The organism is Rhizobium sp. RU35A (assembly GCF_900156005.1).
GTDB classification, from domain to species: domain Bacteria; phylum Pseudomonadota; class Alphaproteobacteria; order Rhizobiales; family Rhizobiaceae; genus Neorhizobium; species Neorhizobium straminoryzae.
In genome coordinates this window covers 213,785-231,254 of the sequence record NZ_FTMR01000005.1, presented here as the reverse complement: position 1 = coordinate 231,254, position 17,470 = coordinate 213,785, and the positions used below count along the sequence as shown (strand labels likewise).

The 17,470-nt window shown below is 63.7% G+C and carries 18 protein-coding genes; 13 read left to right on the top strand and 5 right to left on the bottom strand.

Features of this window, described 5'->3' with window-relative positions:
- Nucleotides 1-5 precede the first annotated feature (5 nt).
- Nucleotides 6-965, bottom strand: coding sequence for a nucleoside hydrolase (locus F3H95_RS13420; RefSeq protein WP_143124686.1), 960 nt, complete (start codon nucleotides 963-965; stop codon nucleotides 6-8).
- Nucleotides 966-1,154: 189 nt separating this feature from the next.
- On the opposite strand from F3H95_RS13420, the gene F3H95_RS13415 reads away from it, so the two are divergent.
- Nucleotides 1,155-1,940, top strand: a complete 786-nt coding sequence (locus F3H95_RS13415; protein WP_244618008.1) for a TSUP family transporter — start codon at nucleotides 1,155-1,157, stop codon at nucleotides 1,938-1,940.
- A 20-nt stretch (nucleotides 1,941-1,960) separates the two neighbouring features.
- Here the strand turns inward: F3H95_RS13415 and cobU are convergent, their stop codons facing one another.
- Nucleotides 1,961-2,488 carry a bifunctional adenosylcobinamide kinase/adenosylcobinamide-phosphate guanylyltransferase gene (gene cobU, locus F3H95_RS13410; RefSeq protein ID WP_143124684.1) on the bottom strand — a complete coding sequence of 176 codons (528 nt, stop codon included), beginning with the start codon at nucleotides 2,486-2,488 and terminating at the stop codon, nucleotides 1,961-1,963.
- A 423-nt stretch (nucleotides 2,489-2,911) separates the two neighbouring features.
- Between cobU and F3H95_RS27155 the strand changes: the two genes are divergently transcribed.
- The 6 genes from F3H95_RS27155 to F3H95_RS13385 all read left to right on the top strand — a co-directional run bounded on the left by F3H95_RS27155 (nucleotide 2,912) and on the right by F3H95_RS13385 (nucleotide 8,248).
- Nucleotides 2,912-3,055: a hypothetical protein gene (locus F3H95_RS27155; protein ID WP_185969766.1), complete on the top strand. Its 144-nt coding sequence runs from the start codon at nucleotides 2,912-2,914 to the stop codon at nucleotides 3,053-3,055.
- A gap of 630 nt (nucleotides 3,056-3,685) precedes the next feature.
- A complete protein-coding gene (locus tag F3H95_RS13405) occupies nucleotides 3,686-4,684 on the top strand; it encodes an ABC transporter substrate-binding protein (protein WP_149746360.1) in 999 nt (332 codons plus the stop codon).
- Between the two features lie 147 nt (nucleotides 4,685-4,831).
- A complete protein-coding gene (locus F3H95_RS13400; protein WP_143124698.1) occupies nucleotides 4,832-5,740 on the top strand; it encodes a proline/glycine betaine ABC transporter permease in 909 nt (302 codons plus the stop codon).
- A complete protein-coding gene (locus tag F3H95_RS13395; protein WP_143124682.1) occupies nucleotides 5,733-6,788 on the top strand; it encodes a glycine betaine/L-proline ABC transporter ATP-binding protein in 1,056 nt (351 codons plus the stop codon). The genes F3H95_RS13400 and F3H95_RS13395 overlap by 8 nt, the downstream gene beginning before the upstream one ends.
- Nucleotides 6,789-6,877: 89 nt before the next feature.
- Nucleotides 6,878-7,885, top strand: a complete 1,008-nt coding sequence (gene bmt, locus F3H95_RS13390) for a betaine--homocysteine S-methyltransferase (RefSeq protein ID WP_149746359.1) — start codon at nucleotides 6,878-6,880, stop codon at nucleotides 7,883-7,885.
- A gap of 12 nt (nucleotides 7,886-7,897) precedes the next feature.
- Nucleotides 7,898-8,248 (top strand): hypothetical protein, encoded by a 351-nt coding sequence (locus F3H95_RS13385; protein ID WP_149746358.1) that lies wholly within the window; start codon nucleotides 7,898-7,900, stop codon nucleotides 8,246-8,248.
- 169 nt (nucleotides 8,249-8,417) lie between these two features.
- On the opposite strand, the gene F3H95_RS13380 is transcribed toward F3H95_RS13385, so the two are convergent.
- The gene (locus tag F3H95_RS13380) at nucleotides 8,418-9,986 is read right to left on the bottom strand and encodes a trimethylamine methyltransferase family protein (protein WP_149746357.1); all 1,569 of its coding nucleotides are present in this window, start codon (nucleotides 9,984-9,986) and stop codon (nucleotides 8,418-8,420) included.
- 259 nt (nucleotides 9,987-10,245) lie between these two features.
- Between F3H95_RS13380 and F3H95_RS13375 the strand changes: the two genes are divergently transcribed.
- A complete protein-coding gene (locus F3H95_RS13375; protein WP_143124678.1) occupies nucleotides 10,246-10,944 on the top strand; it encodes a B12-binding domain-containing protein in 699 nt (232 codons plus the stop codon).
- 63 nt (nucleotides 10,945-11,007) lie between these two features.
- Here the strand turns inward: F3H95_RS13375 and F3H95_RS13370 are convergent, their stop codons facing one another.
- A complete protein-coding gene (locus F3H95_RS13370; protein WP_143124677.1) occupies nucleotides 11,008-11,166 on the bottom strand; it encodes an entericidin in 159 nt (52 codons plus the stop codon).
- 14 nt (nucleotides 11,167-11,180) lie between these two features.
- Between F3H95_RS13370 and F3H95_RS13365 the strand changes: the two genes are divergently transcribed.
- From F3H95_RS13365 to F3H95_RS13345, 5 genes are all read left to right on the top strand, one after another.
- Nucleotides 11,181-11,822 (top strand): DUF1638 domain-containing protein, encoded by a 642-nt coding sequence (locus F3H95_RS13365; RefSeq protein ID WP_244618007.1) that lies wholly within the window; start codon nucleotides 11,181-11,183, stop codon nucleotides 11,820-11,822.
- Nucleotides 11,823-11,878: 56 nt separating this feature from the next.
- Nucleotides 11,879-12,655 (top strand): formyl transferase, encoded by a 777-nt coding sequence (locus F3H95_RS13360; RefSeq protein WP_149746356.1) that lies wholly within the window; start codon nucleotides 11,879-11,881, stop codon nucleotides 12,653-12,655.
- Between the two features lie 106 nt (nucleotides 12,656-12,761).
- Nucleotides 12,762-13,064 (top strand): virulence factor, encoded by a 303-nt coding sequence (locus F3H95_RS13355; protein WP_149746355.1) that lies wholly within the window; start codon nucleotides 12,762-12,764, stop codon nucleotides 13,062-13,064.
- A gap of 60 nt (nucleotides 13,065-13,124) precedes the next feature.
- Nucleotides 13,125-14,090, top strand: a complete 966-nt coding sequence (locus tag F3H95_RS13350) for a methyltetrahydrofolate cobalamin methyltransferase (RefSeq protein ID WP_149746354.1) — start codon at nucleotides 13,125-13,127, stop codon at nucleotides 14,088-14,090.
- Between the two features lie 402 nt (nucleotides 14,091-14,492).
- On the top strand, nucleotides 14,493-16,520 hold the full coding sequence (locus tag F3H95_RS13345; protein ID WP_149746353.1) for an ASKHA domain-containing protein: 2,028 nt from the start codon (nucleotides 14,493-14,495) through the stop codon (nucleotides 16,518-16,520).
- A gap of 26 nt (nucleotides 16,521-16,546) precedes the next feature.
- Here F3H95_RS13345 and F3H95_RS13340 read toward each other — a convergent pair whose 3' ends face one another.
- Nucleotides 16,547-17,443: a LysR family transcriptional regulator gene (locus F3H95_RS13340; protein ID WP_143124672.1), complete on the bottom strand. Its 897-nt coding sequence runs from the start codon at nucleotides 17,441-17,443 to the stop codon at nucleotides 16,547-16,549.
- Between the last annotated feature and the right edge of the window lie 27 nt (nucleotides 17,444-17,470).

Below are 17,470 nucleotides of genomic sequence, written 5' to 3'. Positions count from 1 at the left end.
CCCGGTCAGGCCGCCCTGCCGTCCACAAGTGCTGCCCGGATGGTGGAAAGAACGCCGTCCGGCTGCACGTCTGTGGTGATCAGCTGGCTCGGATGACCGTCCCAGGGCCCCGGCGGGAAACCGCGGCCATCCGGCTTCTGGATCGTCTGGCCATCGGCAATGCCGCCGCACACGACGCGGATCGGACCGCTGCGCGTCTTAAACAGGTCGGGCCGCACGAGATAGACGCAGGCGCAGCTGTCATGCACCACCATGCCGTCGCCGACGCGGCTCTTGTAGAAGTCGATGTAAAGCTGCGAGATGTCGGAGAGGAGCTTGATATCGGCGCGGCCGCCGGCCACCATCTCGGCGAGGAAACCGCTGGTCATCACGGTCTGCATGGTGACGTCGAGGCCGACGACGACCACCCGCCACGGCGCGGTGAAGACGAGGTCGGCGGCTTCCGGATCGCCATGGATATTGGCTTCGGCAGCCGGCGAGACATTGCCGTTGATGTCGAAGGCGCCGCCCATGATGATGACCTGCTTCACCAGGGCTGCCACATCCGGATCGTGCTTCAGGACGAGCGCCAGATTGGTCATGCGGCCGACGGCGATCAGCGTCACCTCGCCCGGATGGGCGCGCACGGTATCGATGATGAACTGGTAGGCCGGACGCGGATCGGCCGTGCGCGACACGGCTTCCGGCACCGGCACGTCGCCGATGCCGTTATGCCCGTGAATGGCGGTCGGCCAATAGCTGCCGCCGCGCGCGGGATCGAAGGTGTGGCCGGCGCCCTGTGCGACGGGTGCCGGAATATTCCAGGCTTCGCCGAGATAGAGCGCATTGCGAGTGGTAATCTCGATCGGCGCATTGCCGAAGACGGTGGTCACGCCGATCAGATCGATCTCAGGGTGCCGGTGGAGAAACAGCAGCGCCATGGCATCATCAATGCCGGGATCGGTGTCGAATATGACCTTGTGCATCGCAAGCATCCTGCAGGTTTGGAAAGCGGCGCACCATAGCGCCGACTTGGGCAGACGCAAGGGCGCGCCGCGCTTTTCCCGCACAAGGCCGCCGGGCACCGGTCCGAGCCATCTTGCCACCCTGCGCCCGTAGTGTCACAAGGCGCGCGCACCACGTCTTCCATGGCTTCAAGCCCCCCGAGTCCCGCCTTGCACGACCTTGCTCCCCACGTCATCACGCTTCTGTTTCTCGCCGCCATCTTTGCCGGATTCATCGATTCGATTGCCGGTGGCGGCGGCCTGATCACCATTCCGGCGCTTTTGCTGGCCGGCATTCCACCGCTCGAATCGCTGGCGACGAACAAGGTGCAAGGCCCATTCGGCGCCGCCTCCGCCACCATCGCCTATGCCAGGCGGGGCCATGTGAAACTGAAGGAACAGCTGCCGATGGCCGCCATCGCCTTCGCCGGCGGCGGCGCAGGCGCATTGATCGCTTCACATGTGCCGGGTCGCTTTCTGGGTGCGGCGATCCCCTTCCTGCTGGTCGGCATCGCGCTGTTCTTCGCCCTGAAACCGAACCTCTCCGACGAGGATCGCACGCGTCGGCTGACGGCCGGCATGTTTGCGATCACCGCCGTACCGGCCGTCGGCCTCTATGACGGCATTTTCGGCCCGGGCGCCGGTTCCTTCTACATGCTGAGCTTCGTGCTTCTGGCCGGCTTCGGTCTCTTGAAGGCAACAGCCCATACCAAGCTTCTGAACCTCGGCTCCAATCTCGGTTCGCTCTGCGTGTTTGCGGTGAACGGGGCAATCTTCTGGAAGCTTGGCCTGATCATGGGTGTTGGCCAGCTGATCGGCGCGCAGATCGGCTCGCGGCTTGCCATGCGCGGCGGTGCGAAGCTGATCAAGCCGCTGCTCGTCATCTCCTGCATCGCCATGGCAGCCAAGCTTCTCTCCGATCCGGCCCATCCGATCCGGATCTGGCTGGGGATCTGACGCAGCCCCTCGCTCGCCCGTCAGCCCTTCATCTGGAGCGGCAGGCCGGCGGCGATGAAGAACACCTCGTCCGCCATGGCGGCCACTGCCTGATGCAGCCGCCCCGCATGATCGCGGAAGGCCCGCGCCATACGGTTGTCCGGAACGATGCCGAGCCCCACCTCGTTCGAGACGAGGATGACGGGGCCGGCAAGCTGCCGCAGGCTTTGAGCCAAGGCCGTGCCTTCGCGATCGACCTCCGCTTCCGCCATCATCAGATTGGTGACCCACAGCGTCAGACAATCCACGAGAACGACACGCTCCGGCCGTGCCACCTGTTGCAGCGCGGACAACAGGTTGAGCGGCACCTCATGCGTCACCCATCCCTCGCCGCGATCGGCGCGATGCTTTGCGATGCGGGCGCGCATCTCGTCATCGAAGGCCTGCGAGGTCGCGATATAATGGCGCTCAAGGCCGCTTTCGCTTGCCAGCTCTTCCGAAAACCGTGACTTGCCAGAGCGCGCGCCGCCCAGCACCAGAGTGATCTTGCCGGTCCGGGACGATGTCATGCATGCACCTGAGCGATGGAAGAGAAGAAAGCCGAGCCGGCCTGCCGGGACATGGAGCCATGAAAAGCGGCGAATTCGTAGATCAAGAGGTCGCCGCCCGGCTGATCATGGTCCGTCCCGACAGGCCATGACCGGCTCACGGCCTGCCGCCGCACCCTGCGGCGACACAATCCGTAACCCGGCGCCGACCCCGGATGGGATCATCGATCGGCCCGCCCGGTCGCGCGCCCGAAGACACATCAACCGTCGTCTTCAAGGTGCGCGAAGTGGCTTTCCCTGTCAACCGCGTCGCAATTTCGTCGCATGATCCATTTGCGACATCCAATGCCGCGCCACGGCTTTGCGAGATCGCGGGCAAAGGCGTAGTGCGAGCGCCGTAACAAGACGTGCCAGACAGAACCGGCGCCACCCAAGGAAACACCCATGCTTTATGTGTTCAGAACCGGCGATCGCCTCTCCATCGCCTGGGATTCGCGTGCTCCCCAGCGTGCGACCGAAGATCGCCTCACGCAGCTCGACACCCGCCGCCGCTGGTTCGGCTTCATCCGCACCGGAAATGCCGGCTGACATAGTCTGTCGAGGAAAAAGAAACGCTGACCGGATAAGCAATTCGCGATCGCTTGATCGATAAACGGCTCCGGTACGCACTACCCATCCGGAGCCTCATGGCCTTGCCACGCCCGACTGATAGCCGCTGAAGTGTTACCGAGCGGTTAGTTTTGGTGAAAATTCCGCGTTCCTTCGATTTTTTTTTGAGTGTCCCATTTTCCCGTTCGCATGACGACGAGGACGCTAATCGAACAGGCTTTGTCAAACCTCGGGCCTGACAATTTCGCCCCGCCTGTTCCTGTGTCTGCAAGGGCTTCAGCACCTGCGCAGTTTGCGTGCAGACGCTTATTTTTAAACACAATCCTGAATTGAGCTTGCCACCCATATCAGAATCTTCGAAATGAACGGGGTCGGCCAAAGGTTGATTTTCCGTGGGGAAACCTTAGGCTCCATCAACTGTCACACGTCGTGCGTAACTTCGGCAAATGCCGGATTCGCGGGCAGGCCATTGAATGGAGGCCGGAGTGAAACCGGCCCCGCATGTATTGTTGCTGTTCGACCTGTCGAACGGCAATACACAGCAAGTGTCGAATGTCTGTTGTACTTCAAGGTGAAGAAATCCGGTCAAGACTGGGAGGTCTTATGACGATGAAACAACTTATCGCTTCCGCCGCCATTGTGGCGGGCTTCTATGGCTTGGCCGGGGCGGCCCAGGCCGCGGACTGCGGCGATGTCTCCATTGCCGAAATGAACTGGGCGTCTGCCGGCGTTGCCGCGCATGTCGACAAGCTGATCCTCGAAAAAGGGTATGGCTGCAATGTGACGCTGGTGACCGGCGACACCATGCCAACCTTTACGTCGATGAACGAAAAGGGCCAGCCGGACGTGGCGCCGGAACTGTGGGTCAATGCCGTGCGCACCGCCCTCGACAAGGCGATCTCCGAGGGACGGCTGATCCAGGCCGCACCGCTTTTGTCTGACGGCGGCGTCGAAGGCTGGTGGATCCCGAAGTTCCTCGCCGACGCCCATCCCGATATCAAGACCGTGCAGGATGCCCTGAAGCATCCGGAACTGTTCCCCGCCCCGGAAGATCCGTCGAAGGGTGCGGTCACCAATTGCCCGGCCGGCTGGAACTGTCAGGTTTCCACCGCCAACCTCTATCGCGCGCTCGGTGCGAAGAAGCTTGGCTTCGACCTCGTCGATACCGGCTCGGCCGCCGGCCTCGACGGCTCGATCGCCAATGCCTTCGAAAACAAGAAGGGCTGGCTCGGCTATTACTGGGCGCCGACTGCCATTCTCGGCAAATACGATATGGTCCGCCTTTCCTTCGGCGTTCCGCATGACAAGGCCGAGTGGGACAAGTGCACCGCCATTCCGGACTGTGCGGACGCCAAGGTCAACTCCTATCCCGTCTCGGATGTCTTCACGGTCGTGACAAAGGACTTTGCCAAGAAAGCCGGCGTCGCCATGGACTACGTGAAGACCCGCCAGTGGGACAACCAGACCGTCGGCAAGGTTCTGGCCTGGATGGACGGCAATCAGGGCACCAACGAGGATGGCGCGCGCTACTTCCTCAAGACCTACCCGGCCATGTGGACCAAGTGGGTGTCGCCGCAGGTCGCAGACAAGATCAAGGCGTCGCTCTGATGTAGTGCCGAACGGCCCTGCCCTCCCCGGCGCAGGGCCGTTTTTCGTACGCGCGGGCGCGCTTGATACGGCGCCGGCAGCGTCATCGGGCCGTGGGCGTTCTGAGGGAAGGCCACGGCTGAACGACAAGAAGAAAAAGGGGGAATGATGGCAACCTGCTCCATCCTGCCGGATATCCTGTGCAGCTTTCCGGCGGTCAGCGACAGTTACATCCGCCTGGCGCGCAAGACCATCGATGACGGCTTCCGCGCCCAGGTGCGATCGCATGCACACCTGATCGATGCCGTGGTCCAGCCGCTGCAGGCCTTTCTGAACTTTCTGGAAAAGCTGTTCGTCAATTCGCCGTGGATCGTCGTGCTGGCGGTAATGCTGGCAATTGTCTATCTCGCCAGCCGCAGCAAGGCCATCACGCTTGGAACCGCGTTCGGAATGGTGCTGATCGGCGTGGTCGGGCTTTGGGAAGACACGATGGTGACGCTTGCGATCGTCACCGTCGCCACCTTGATCGCGATCATCATCGGCATGCCGATCGGTATCCTGATGGCGCGTTCGGACCGGGTGCAGGCCGCAATCAACCCGGTGCTCGACGTGATGCAGACGCTGCCGAGCTTCGTCTACCTGATCCCGGTCGTGGTGATCTTCGGCATCGGCAAGGTGCCGGGCCTGATCGCGGTCGTCATCTATGCCGTGCCACCAATGATCCGGCTGACCAATCTCGGCATCCGCCTCGTCGATCGCGACGTGCTGGAGGCGGCCGATGCTTTCGGCTCCTCGCCGGGACAGAAGCTGTGGAACGTGCAGATGCCGCTGGCGCTGCCCACGATCATGGCCGGCATCAACCAGACCATCATGATGTCGCTTGCGATGGTCGTCGTCGCCTCGATGGTCGGCGTTGGCGGGCTCGGCAAGAACACGCTGCAGGCGATCAACAACCAGTTCTTCACCTTCGGCTTCCTGAACGGCTTTGCACTGGTGGCTATCGCCATCATCTTCGACCGCGCCAGCCAGGCCTTCGGCAAGCGGCTGCAGAAACACACGGAGGTGGTGCATGGCTAGTCACGGCATCGAGATCCGCGGCCTCTACAAGATCTTCGGCCCGAACGGCAAGGCGCATGTGGAGGCCGTCAAGGCGGGAATATCCAAAACCGAGCTGAACGAACGGCACGGCCATGTTCTCGGCCTGAAGGACATCAACATCGCGATGCCCGGCGGCTGCATCACCGTGGTCATGGGCCTTTCCGGCTCCGGCAAGTCGACGCTGATCCGTCATATCAACCGGCTGATCGAACCGACCGTCGGCGAGGTGATCTATGACGGCCGGGACATCTGCCGCATGTCGCAATCGGACCTTCGGGAATTCCGGCGGCACAAGACGGCGATGGTGTTCCAGAAATTCGCGCTTCTGCCGCATCGCACGGTGATGGAAAATACCGTCTACGGCCTCGATATCCAGGGCGTGCCCCGCAGCGAAAGCCGCAAGAAGGGGCAGCGGTGGATCGAGCGTGTCGGCCTGTCGGGCTTCGAGAACCATTATCCCAACCAGCTTTCGGGCGGCATGCAGCAGCGCGTCGGGCTGGCCCGGGCACTCACCAACGATGCCGACATTCTGCTGATGGACGAGGCCTATTCGGCGCTCGACCCGCTGATCCGCGTCGATATGCAGACCGTTCTGCTCGACCTGCAGGCGGAGCTGAAAAAGACCGTCGTCTTCATCACCCACGATCTGGACGAGGCGCTGAGGCTTGGCGACAAGATCGCCATCCTGCGCGACGGCGAGGTGATCCAGCAGGGCAGCGGGCAGGAGATCGTGCTGCGCCCCGCCGATCCCTATATCGCCTCCTTCGTGAAGGAGGTGAATCGCGGTCGTGTGATCCAGGTGCAGACAGTGATGACGCCGGCGGCCGGCATCGCGGGCACTTTCGCGTTGCCGAGCGGCACGACGCTTGAAACGGCAGCCAAGCAGATGACGGCGGCAGGCGTCAGCGTAGCGCAGGTGCTGGACGGGGATGGCAAGCCAATCGGCCAGATTGATCTGACATCGCTGATTTCGGCCATGGTCACACCGGTCGGCCACGAGGATACGGCACAGATCGCCGCCGAATAACGCCAATCCGGCAAGGCTGGCGCAAGGCCGCTCGGCAAAGAGAGGAAAGGCTGCCGGACCAAACGGCGGCTGTGGAGGAAGGCGTCGAGATGAACAATCCGCTGCAGGATCTGCTGGCCAAAAAGGGCGTGCTGCTGGCCGATGGCGCCACCGGCACAAGCCTGTTTGCCATGGGGCTGGAGGCCGGCGAGGCCCCGGAACTGTGGAACGAAAGCCATCCCGAGCGCATCGACACGCTGCATCAGGATTTCGTCGATGCGGGCGCCGACATCATCCTCACCAATTCCTTCGGCGGCACCCGCCACCGGCTGAAACTGCATCATGCTGAGGATCGCGTCTTCGACTTCAACAAGCGTGCCGCAGAGATTGCCCGCAGCGTTGCCGACCGCGCGCCGCGTCGGGTGATCGTGGCGGGCTCCGTCGGGCCGACCGGCGAATTGCTGATCCCGCTCGGCGCCTTGTCCTATGAGGATGCGGTCGCAGCCTTCCGCGAGCAGATCGAGGGGCTGAAAGCCGGCGGCGCGGAGATCGCCTGGATCGAGACCATGTCGGCCGCCGATGAAATCAGGGCTGCAGCGGAAGCAGCCGTCGCCGTCGGCCTGCCCTTCGTCTATACCGCCTCCTTCGACACGGCCGGCCGCACGATGATGGGCCTGTCGCCGCGCGACCTGCCGGACGTGGCAGGTGCCATGGGCGATGGACCACTCGCCGTCGGTGCCAATTGCGGCGTCGGCGCCTCCGATATTCTCGCAAGCCTGCTCGACATGACCGAGGCGGCACCGAACGCCACCATTGTCGTCAAGGGCAATTGCGGCATTCCGGAATTTCGCGGCGCCGAAATCCATTACTCCGGAACCCCGCCCCTGATGGCAGATTACGCAAGGCTCGCGCGAGACGCCGGTGCCAAGATCATCGGCGGCTGCTGCGGCACCTCGTGCGGTCATCTCGCCGCGATGCGCGCAGCCCTTGACGAGTATACACCGGGCCCCCGCCCCACCATCGAAACGATCGTGGAACGGATCGGCCCCTTGCGCAACAAGACCGCCAGCGAGGCCGGCGGCGAAACGGGACGCGAACGGCGTCGCCGCAAGACCTGACGTGAGACGAGCATGAGCACAACATCCACCATGGCAACCCGTGAAACCGTCGCCGAGGCGCTTGGCGGCATGGCCGGCGAGAACCAGTCCTGGCTGCAGTTGTTGATGGAAAATCCCGTCAGCGACGACGCCTTGCTCGACGGGTTGCATCTTTACCTGCACCGCGCCTCGGAAAGCCGTTTCCTCAATACGCTGAAGCTGCAGAAATGCGGGGAATGGCTGGGAAGCACCGCCCCCGGCCGCCTGCAGATCCGCCTGATGGAAGCCGCGCGCTCCAGCCAGCATCCGGCCTTTCTCGCCTTCCGCGACGGTCTGTCACGCTCCGGCGGCATGGCGCGCGCCTATCCCAAGGCCCGCGTCTGAGGCAGGCCGCGCCCGCGCCGCCTGCCGTGCCCCGTTGGGGAAGCGGACGATCTTCCCCACGGCTTTTCATCCCGTCGTCTCAGCGGCCATAGGGCCGCCAGACTTCCTTCTGGATGGTATCGGCCACCTGCGCGGCCCCGCCTTGCTCCCTGGCGGCATCGGGCTCCCTTCAAGTGAACGCGTCCGGCATGCTCTCCTTGCGTTTGGCGTTGAAGGCCAGCAGAGCCTCGTCTATGGCCGGATCGAGGGGCGGCGCCTCATAAGCCTCCAGCCAGGCGCGGCACATGGTATTGGCGCGGTCCTCAATCCGCTTGGCGCCTTCGATCTCCCATTGTTCGAAGGAATTGTTGTCGGAGAGCGCGGAACGGTAGAAAGCCGTCTGGAAATTGGCCTGGGTGTGAGCGCAGCCGAGATAATGCGCGCCCGGTCCCACCTCGCGGATCGCCTCCAGCGCCTGGCCGCCCGTGGAGAGGTCCACCCCTTCCGCCATCTTCTGCAACATGCCGAGCTGGTCCTGGTCGATCATGAACTTCTCATAGGAGGAAACGAGCCCGCCCTCCAGCCAGCCGGCCGCATGCAGCACGAAATTGGTGCCGGCCAGCAGCGTGGTGTTGAGCGTATTGGCGCTTTCGAAGGCGGCCTGCGCATCCGGCACCTTGGAGCCGCACAGCGCGCCGCCGGTGCGGAAGGGAAGCCCCATGCGCCGTGCCAGCTGGGCCGCCCCATACGAGACGAGCGAGGGTTCGGGGGTGCCGAAGGTCGGCGCGCCCGATTGCATGGAGATCGACGCGGCGAAGGTGCCGAACAGCACCGGCGCGCCGGGACGGATCAGCTGCGTGAAGGCGGCGCCTGCCAGCACCTCGGCCAAAATCTGCGTCAGCGTGCCGGCGACCGTCACCGGGCTCATCGCGCCGGACAGGATGAAGGGCGAGAGCACGCAGGCCTGGTTATGCCGGGCATAGACCTTGGCCGCCCCCAGCATGGTCTGGTCGAACACCATCGGCGAATTGACGTTGATGAGGTTCAAAAGCACCGTGTTGTTCTCGACGAAATCGTCGCCGAACAGGATCTTGCACATCGCAACCGAATCCGCTGCCCGCTCGGGCGCGGTAACCGAGCCCATGAACGGCTTGTCGGAATATTTGATGTGGCTGTAGACCATGTCGAAATGCCGCTTGTTGACGGCGATGTCGACCGGCTCGCAGACGGTGCCGCCCGAATGGTGCATCGAGGGCGCCATATAGGACAGCTTCACGAAATTGCGGAAATCCTCGATGGTCGCATAGCGGCGGTTGCCGTCGAGATCGCGCACGAAGGGCGGGCCGTAGACGGGCGCAAAGACGGTTGCCTTGCCGCCGATCTGCACGCTGCGGGCCGGATTGCGGGCGTGCTGGGTGAAGACCGAGGGCGCCGTCTTCAGAAGCTGGCGGCAAAGCCCTTTCGGGAAATGCACGCGCTGGCCGCGCACATCGGCGCCAGCCGCCCTCCAGAGCGCCAGCGCCTCCGCATCGTCGCGGAATTCGATGCCGATCTCTTCCATGATCGTGTCGGCATTGGCCTCGATCAGCGACAGCCCCTCCTCGTCCAGCACCTCGTAGACACCGATGCGCCGCATGATGAAGGGCATGGAAGGAGACGGGCCGCTGCCGCCGCGCGCCGCGCGACGTGCGGCTGATCCGCGTTCGCCGCGCCCCCGACGCCCCCCCTGGCCCTCGTCAGTCTGATTGTTTGCGTCCATGCTGGCTCCTCCTCACAGGCTTCCTCGGGCTCGGCGATGATGCCATGGTAGGCCAGCGCCCCGCAAACAATGGTCCATCTGCGGCACCGCATGGTTGAGAACGGACATCGACCATTCCAATTGCGTCGCGAATGATGGGTGTGCCGTCGCATTCACGCTTCAAATTCGAGACGGCATGACGTTACACTGCATTTGCGGGCAGTCTGGAGGAGCCTCTGCCCGCGACCTGCATCGCGATCTCCAACCTGTGGAGCTGACCATGTCCGATGATGAGATCATTCTGTCCGAACTGTCCGACGAAGAGCTTGTGCAGCAGATGCACGACGATCTCTATGACGGGCTGAAGGAAGAGATCGAGGAAGCCACGCATATTCTGCTCGACCGCGGCTGGACGCCCTATGACGTGCTGACCAAGGCGCTGGTCGAGGGCATGCGGATCGTCGGCATCGACTTTCGCGACGGCATTCTGTTCGTGCCGGAGGTTCTGCTCTCCGCCAATGCGATGAAGGCCGGCATGACGATCCTTCGGCCGCTTCTCGTCGAAACCGGGGCGCCGAAACTCGGCAAGATGGTGATCGGCACCGTCAAGGGCGACATCCACGACATCGGCAAGAACCTCGTCGGCATGATGATGGAGGGGGCCGGCTTCGATGTGGTCGATCTTGGCATCAACAACCCGGTCGAGAACTATCTCGATGCGCTGGAACGCGAGAAGCCCGACATCCTCGGCATGTCGGCGCTGCTGACCACCACCATGCCCTACATGAAGGTCGTGATCGATACGCTGAAGGAAAAGGGTATCCGCGACGACTATATCGTGATGGTGGGCGGTGCGCCGCTGAACGAGGAATTCGGCAAGGCAATCGGTGCCGATGCCTATTGCCGGGATGCGGCCGTCGCGGTCGAAACCGCGAAGGAGTTCATTCGCCGCAAGCACAATCAGCTGGCGGCCGGCTGAAACCGAAAAGCCGGCCCTGCGGCCGGCTCCCCTCGCCGTTTGCGGACGGTTCAGCGCTGACGATCAGTTGGCGGCGCGTTCGACGCGGCGGCCGGCGTCCTGCGTGGCATTCACGGTGTTGGCTGCATCCTGGCCCATGCCGCGGATCGTGTTGCCGCAGGACGAGAGCGAAAGCATGGTGGCGAAAAGGGCGGCGATTACAGTGAAGGTCTTGGCCGTCATGATGGTGAACTCCAGTGGAATGGGACAGGATTGTGTCGGAAACAGCATTTCCGCCTCTGCAACGTTCCAGAGGCAAAAAGGTTCACGTGATTGCGTGCGGCGCGATTGCACGTGAAATTCTGGCCGTGATGCGGCAGCAGGGACTGGAGCATATCGACCTGCATTGCCTGCCCGCCATCTGGCATGCCTATCCCGAGAAGATCGTTCCGGGGCTGGAACTGGCTGTGGCGGAGGCAAGGGCCGCCGGCTTCGAGGATATCTTCTTTGCCTATGCCGATTGCGGCACGGGCGGTGATATCGACCGGCTCTGCGAACGGGAAGGCATTCGCCGCATCGAAGGGCCCCATTGCTATTCCTTCTTTTCGGGCAACGCGCTGTTTGCCGCACGCGCCGACGAGGACCTGAGCGCCTTCTTTCTCACCGATTTTCTGGCCCGCCAGTTTGACGCCTTCGTCATCGAGCCGCTGGGGCTCGACCGGCACCCGGAACTGCGCGACATCTATTTCGGCAATTATCGAACCCTGGTCTATCTGGCGCAGGAGGAAGACGAAGCGTTGCAGGCAAAGGCAAAACAAGCCGCCGAGCGGCTGGGTCTCGCCTATGAATACCGATTCACAGGATTTGGTGATCTTATAAAAGCGATCGCTTTCATTTAACTGTTTTTTCCGCGGCCTCGCCTATATGTTCCGCCAATCGAGACGAGCGGAACACGATGCCGGACACGCGCAACGCAAAAGTAATCCTGATGACATCGGGCGGGCTGAACCCGCAGATCATGATCAACGCCTTGGCGCGACAGTTCCCGAAACTGCACGTGATCCAGGAGAACTACGAGACAAAGCGCGAAATCTACCGGCGCCGCGTGCGCAAGCTTGGACGACTGACCGCCCTCGGGCAGCTCGCCACGATGAGCCTGTCCCGTGTCGGCAAGAACCTTGCCATCCGCCGCACGGAGGAAATCCTCGAGGAATACAAGCTCTGGGCCGGCGAGAGCAAAGGTGTTCCGGTGACGCGGGTGGAGACACTGAACAGCAAGGATACACAAGCGCTGATCCAGCGACTGCAGCCTGACGTGGTATTCCTGATTTCCTGTCGTCCGCTATCGCGCGGCACGCTGGCGGCAATCCGTTGTCCCCTCCTGAATTTTCATGCCGGCATCAACCCCACCTATCGCGGCCAGATGGGCGGATACTGGTCGCGGGTGGAGCGCGACGAGGAGAATTTCGGCGCGACAGTCCATCTGGTCGATATCGGCATCGATACCGGTGATACCCTTTACGAGGTGCGGGTAAAGCCCTCCCGCCGCGATACGATCTCCACCTATCCGCTGCTCTTGACGGCGGCCGGCACAGGCATTGCCGCCCAGGCAATCGAGGATGCGATCAACGGCACGTTGCAGCCGCGGCGCCCTGCGGGACGCTCCGAACTCCGGTTCCCGCCGCCAGTCTGGACCTATCTCCGTCACGGCCTCACGCGCGGCATCTGGTAGGCCCGTGAGCGACGGCGTGTGCGTGTTTGCGCCACCACGCGTCGCGCCGAGCGCAGTCCCACCGCTCCAGCCCATGCATTCTGGCCTATGAGGGAGGATGAAGCGCATGGCCGATCGGATCATTGTCTACTGGCGTGACATACCGGCCCAGGTGATCATCCGCCAGGGCCGCAAGACAGCAAAGCGCGAACTGTCCCTCCGCTTCACCGAGGCGATCGACCTGTGCGCCATGCGCAGCGGTGCAGCCGAAACCGACGCCTATCTGGCCGAGTGGCGCAAGGGCGACCCCATGCCCGTTTCCGACGATCTGGAAGCGGAAGCGGACCGCGCCGCGGCGGATCTGGAAGGTACATACGATCAGGAGAGGCTCGTGGCGCTTGTGAAGGCAGGCGGACGCGAACCCGCGTGAGGCATCAAGGCGGCCGGCGCGGGAACACCCGGTCGACCCCATCCGGAGGCAAGGCTTGACATGACCAGAACCATCGTCGCATCCGCCAGCCGCGAAATCGTCATCGGCTTCGATCAGCCCTTCTGCGTGATCGGCGAGCGGATCAACCCGACAGGGCGCAAGAAGCTTGCGGCGGAAATGATCGAGGGCAATTTCGAGACGGTGATCAGGGATGCGCTGGAGCAGGTGGCGGCAGGCGCCACCATGCTGGACGTCAATGCCGGCGTCACCTCCGTCAATCCCAACGAGACCGAACCCGCCCACCTCGTCCAGACGCTGGAGATCGTCCAAAACCTCGTGGACGTGCCACTCTCCATCGACAGTTCGGTGACGGCCGCCATCGAGGCGGCACTGAAGGTGGCGAAGGGCCGGCCGCTGATCAATTCCGTGACCGGCGAAGAAGAGAAACTGGAGGCCATCCTGCCGCTCTGCCGCAAATATGACGTACCGGTGGTGGCGATCTCCAACGACGAGACCGGCATTTCGATGGATCCCGACGTGCGGTTTGCCGTGGCGAAGAAGATCGTCGAACGCGCCATGGATCACGGCATCAAGCCGGAAGACGTGGTGGTCGATCCGCTGGTGATGCCGATCGGGGCGCTCGGCGATGCTGGCCGGCAGGTGTTCCAGCTGCTGCGGCGCCTGCGGGACGAGTTGAAGGTCAACACCACATGCGGACTATCCAACATCTCCTTCGGCCTGCCGCACCGGCACGGCATAAATGCCGGCTTCATTCCCATGGTGATCGGGGCCGGCATGACATCCGCCATCATGAACCCCTGCCGCCCGCAAGAGATGGAAGCCGTGCGCGCCGCCAATGTTCTGAACGGCACGGATGCCAACTGCGCCAACTGGATCATGACCTATCGCGACCATAAGCCGGCAGAGCCCGGCGCTGCCGCAGCGCCGGTGGCGCCGCCGCCCGCAGCCGGGGGACGGCGCGGCGGACGGGCCGCCCGCGCCGGCGCCGGGGCGCGCCTGGAATGACGCTCTTGCGGTTGCCGCCCGTCACGCCTGCTGCATCGTCGTGGCCAGCCTCGCGCAGGCCGACCGTGACAGGATTGCGACAGGTGGAATGCCAATCTGCCTTCGTCCCCCGCCCGTTCATGAGGAGCCGGGCCACGGCGACAGAAAGGCCGCATCATGCAGTATGACTGGACCGGGGCGGAGCACCGCCGCCGCATGTTCTTTCGCTTCGGCTTTGTTGTCGCGTCCCTGACGGCGCTGACGGCCGTCGGATTTGTAAAGTTCCTGTAAAACCCATGCGCCCCGCATCGACGGCGTTCTGGCCGGTGCGGGGTTCCCTGACAGGGGAAGCCGCCAGCGGCCTCCCGGACGAGACGAAACGGATGGCGCCCGCGGCGCCGAAGAACAAGGCGAGCGACAGACATGGCCGACACCGATCCGCTCGTGCTCTTCATGCCCTCCGGCAAGCGGGGCCGCTTCGCCGTGGGCACGCCTGTGCTGGAGGCAGCGCGCCAGCTTGGCGTCTATGTGGAAAGCGTGTGCGGCGGACGCGCCACCTGCGGACGTTGCCAGATTTCCGTGCAGGAAGGCCAGTTCGCCAAGCACCAGATCACCTCCTCGCTCGACCATCTGTCCCCGCCCGGTGCCCGCGAGGCGCGTTATGACGAGGTGCGCGGCCTGCCGGCGGGACGCCGCCTCTCCTGCTCCGCCACCATTCTCGGCGATCTCGTGATCGATGTGCCGCAGGATACGGTGGTGAACGCGCAACTGGTGCGCAAGAGCGCCGACGACCGCATCATTCAGCGCAACCCCGCCATCCGCATGTGCTATGTCGAGGTGGACGAGCCGGACATGGAAAAGCCGCTCGGCGATCTCGACCGGCTGAAGGCGTCGCTCGCCCGCGACTGGCATTTTGACGATCTCGCGGTGGACACCCACCTGCTTTCACAGGTGCAATCCATCCTGCGCAAGGGCGGCTGGAAGGTAACGGCCGCCATTCATCAGGATCCGTCTGCGGACCGCGCTCACCTCATCGCGCTCTATCCCGGCCTGAAGAACGAGGCCTATGGCATTGCCTGCGACATCGGCTCGACGACGATTGCCATGCACCTGTCCTCGCTGCTTTCCGGCCGCACGATTGCGTCCGCCGGTACACCGAACCCGCAGATCCGCTTCGGCGAAGACCTGATGAGCCGCGTCTCCTACGTGATGATGAATCCGGACGGCCGCGCCGCGATGACGAATGCCGTGCGCGAGGCGCTGAACGGGCTGATCGACCGCGTCTCCGCGGATGGCGGCATTGCCCGCAGCGATATTCTGGACAGCGTCTTCGTCGGCAATCCGATCATGCACCATCTGTTCCTCGGCATCGATCCGACCGAACTGGGCGGGGCACCGTTTGCGCTCGCCGTCTCAGGCGCGGTTCAGGCGCGCGCCAGCGATCTCGGGCTTGCGATGAACGACGGCACCCGCAGCTATCTCCTGCCCTGCATTGCCGGCCATGTGGGGGCGGATGCGGCCGCGGCGACGCTCGCCGAGGGGCCACACCGGCAGGACGACATGATGCTGCTGGTCGATATCGGCACCAATGCGGAAATCGTGCTCGGCCATTCCGGCCGCATCGTCGCGGCTTCCTCTCCCACGGGTCCCGCCTTCGAGGGGGCGGAAATCTCCGGCGGCCAGCGCGCAGCCCCCGGTGCCATCGAGCGGGTGCGCATCGATCCCGTCACGCTCGAACCGCGCTTCCGCGTGATCGGTATCGAGCCCTGGTCAGACGAGCCGGGCTTTGCCGAGGCCGCCGAGACGATCAAGGTGACCGGCATCTGCGGCTCCGGCATCATCGAGGTGGTGGCGGAACTTTACCTCGCCGGCATTCTCTCCGAAGACGGCGTGATCGACGGTACGCTTGCCGGGAGAAGCCCGCGCATCGTGGCGAACGGGCGCACCTTTTCCTATCTGCTCTCTGACGGCGAGCCGCGCATCGCGGTGACGCAGAACGATATCCGCGCCATCCAGCTTGCCAAGGCAGCGCTCTATGCCGGCGTGAAGCTGCTGATGGACCGCCAGGGTGTGGCGACGGTCGACCGGATCGGTCTCGCCGGCGCGTTCGGAACCTTCATCGATCCCACCTATGCCATGGTTCTCGGCCTCATTCCGGATTGCGATCTGGGGCGGGTCAAGGCTGTCGGCAATGCGGCTGGAACTGGCGCGCGCATGTGCCTGCTCAACCGTGATCACCGCCGGGAAATCGAGGCACTGGTCGGCCGCATCGAAAAGATCGAAACCGCGCTGGAGCCGAGCTTCCAGCAGCATTTCGTGGACGCCATGGCGCTGCCGAACAAGGTGGACGCCTTCCCGCATCTGTCAAAAGTTGTCCGCCTGCCGGAGCGCAAGGCCGAGAGCGGCGAAGGCGAGGCTGGCGGCCGCAGGCGCCGCCGCAGCCGCGATTAAGCACCCGTGCGGATGCCGAAGGCGCGTCAGGCCGCCTCCCGCTCCATCTCGCTATAGGCCTCGCGGATGCTTTGCGCCACCGCCTTGGCCGGCACCGAGAGGTCACCGGACGACAGCAGCCGCACATCGAAACTCATCAGGTCAGGCAGCCCTTCCTTGACGCCAAGGATCGCCATGTCATCGGTGATGTAGGAACGCGGAAACGGTGCGATCGCGAGATCGGATACGACAGCCGCGCGCTGCGCCATGGTGTTGGCACTGAGATAGGCGATGCGATAGGGCCGCTTCATGGTTTCGAGCCCGGCCACCGCCACCTGCCGCCAGATGCAGCCATCTTCCCATATCGAAATCGGCAGCGGATCGCGCAGATGCGCCGTGCCGCAACGGGCACCGGCCCAGACCAGCTTGTCCTTGTACACGAGTTCGCCGACCGCCGCATGCGGACGCTGCGAATAGTTGATCAGCGCCAGATCCAGCCGCTGCTCATCGATGCGCCGGCGAAGGCGCATGCTCATGTCCACCGTCACATCCACCATGATGCCCGGAAACTTTCCTGCAAAATCCTTGAGGATGCTCGGCAGCAGGCGTTCGGCAATGTCGTCCGCCGCACCAAGGCGCACGATGCCGGAGAGTTCCGGCATCAGGAAGCGCGACACCGCCTCGTTCGACAGCGCGATCATGCGTCGCGCATAGGAGAGGAGCATCTCGCCATGCGGTGTCAACGTCACCGATCGCGCGTCGCGCAGAAACAGCGTCACTCTGAGTTGCTCCTCCAGTTTCTTGATCTGCATGGAGACAGCGGACGGCGTCCGCAGCACGGCTTCCGCGGCGGTGGAGAAATTGCCGGTATCGGCGATCGCGACGAAGGTGCGCAGCACGTCGTTGTCGAGCAGCGGCAGGGACGGGCGGAAGGGCAGGTTCATCGGCTCATCTTTCAAATTAGCTGAACA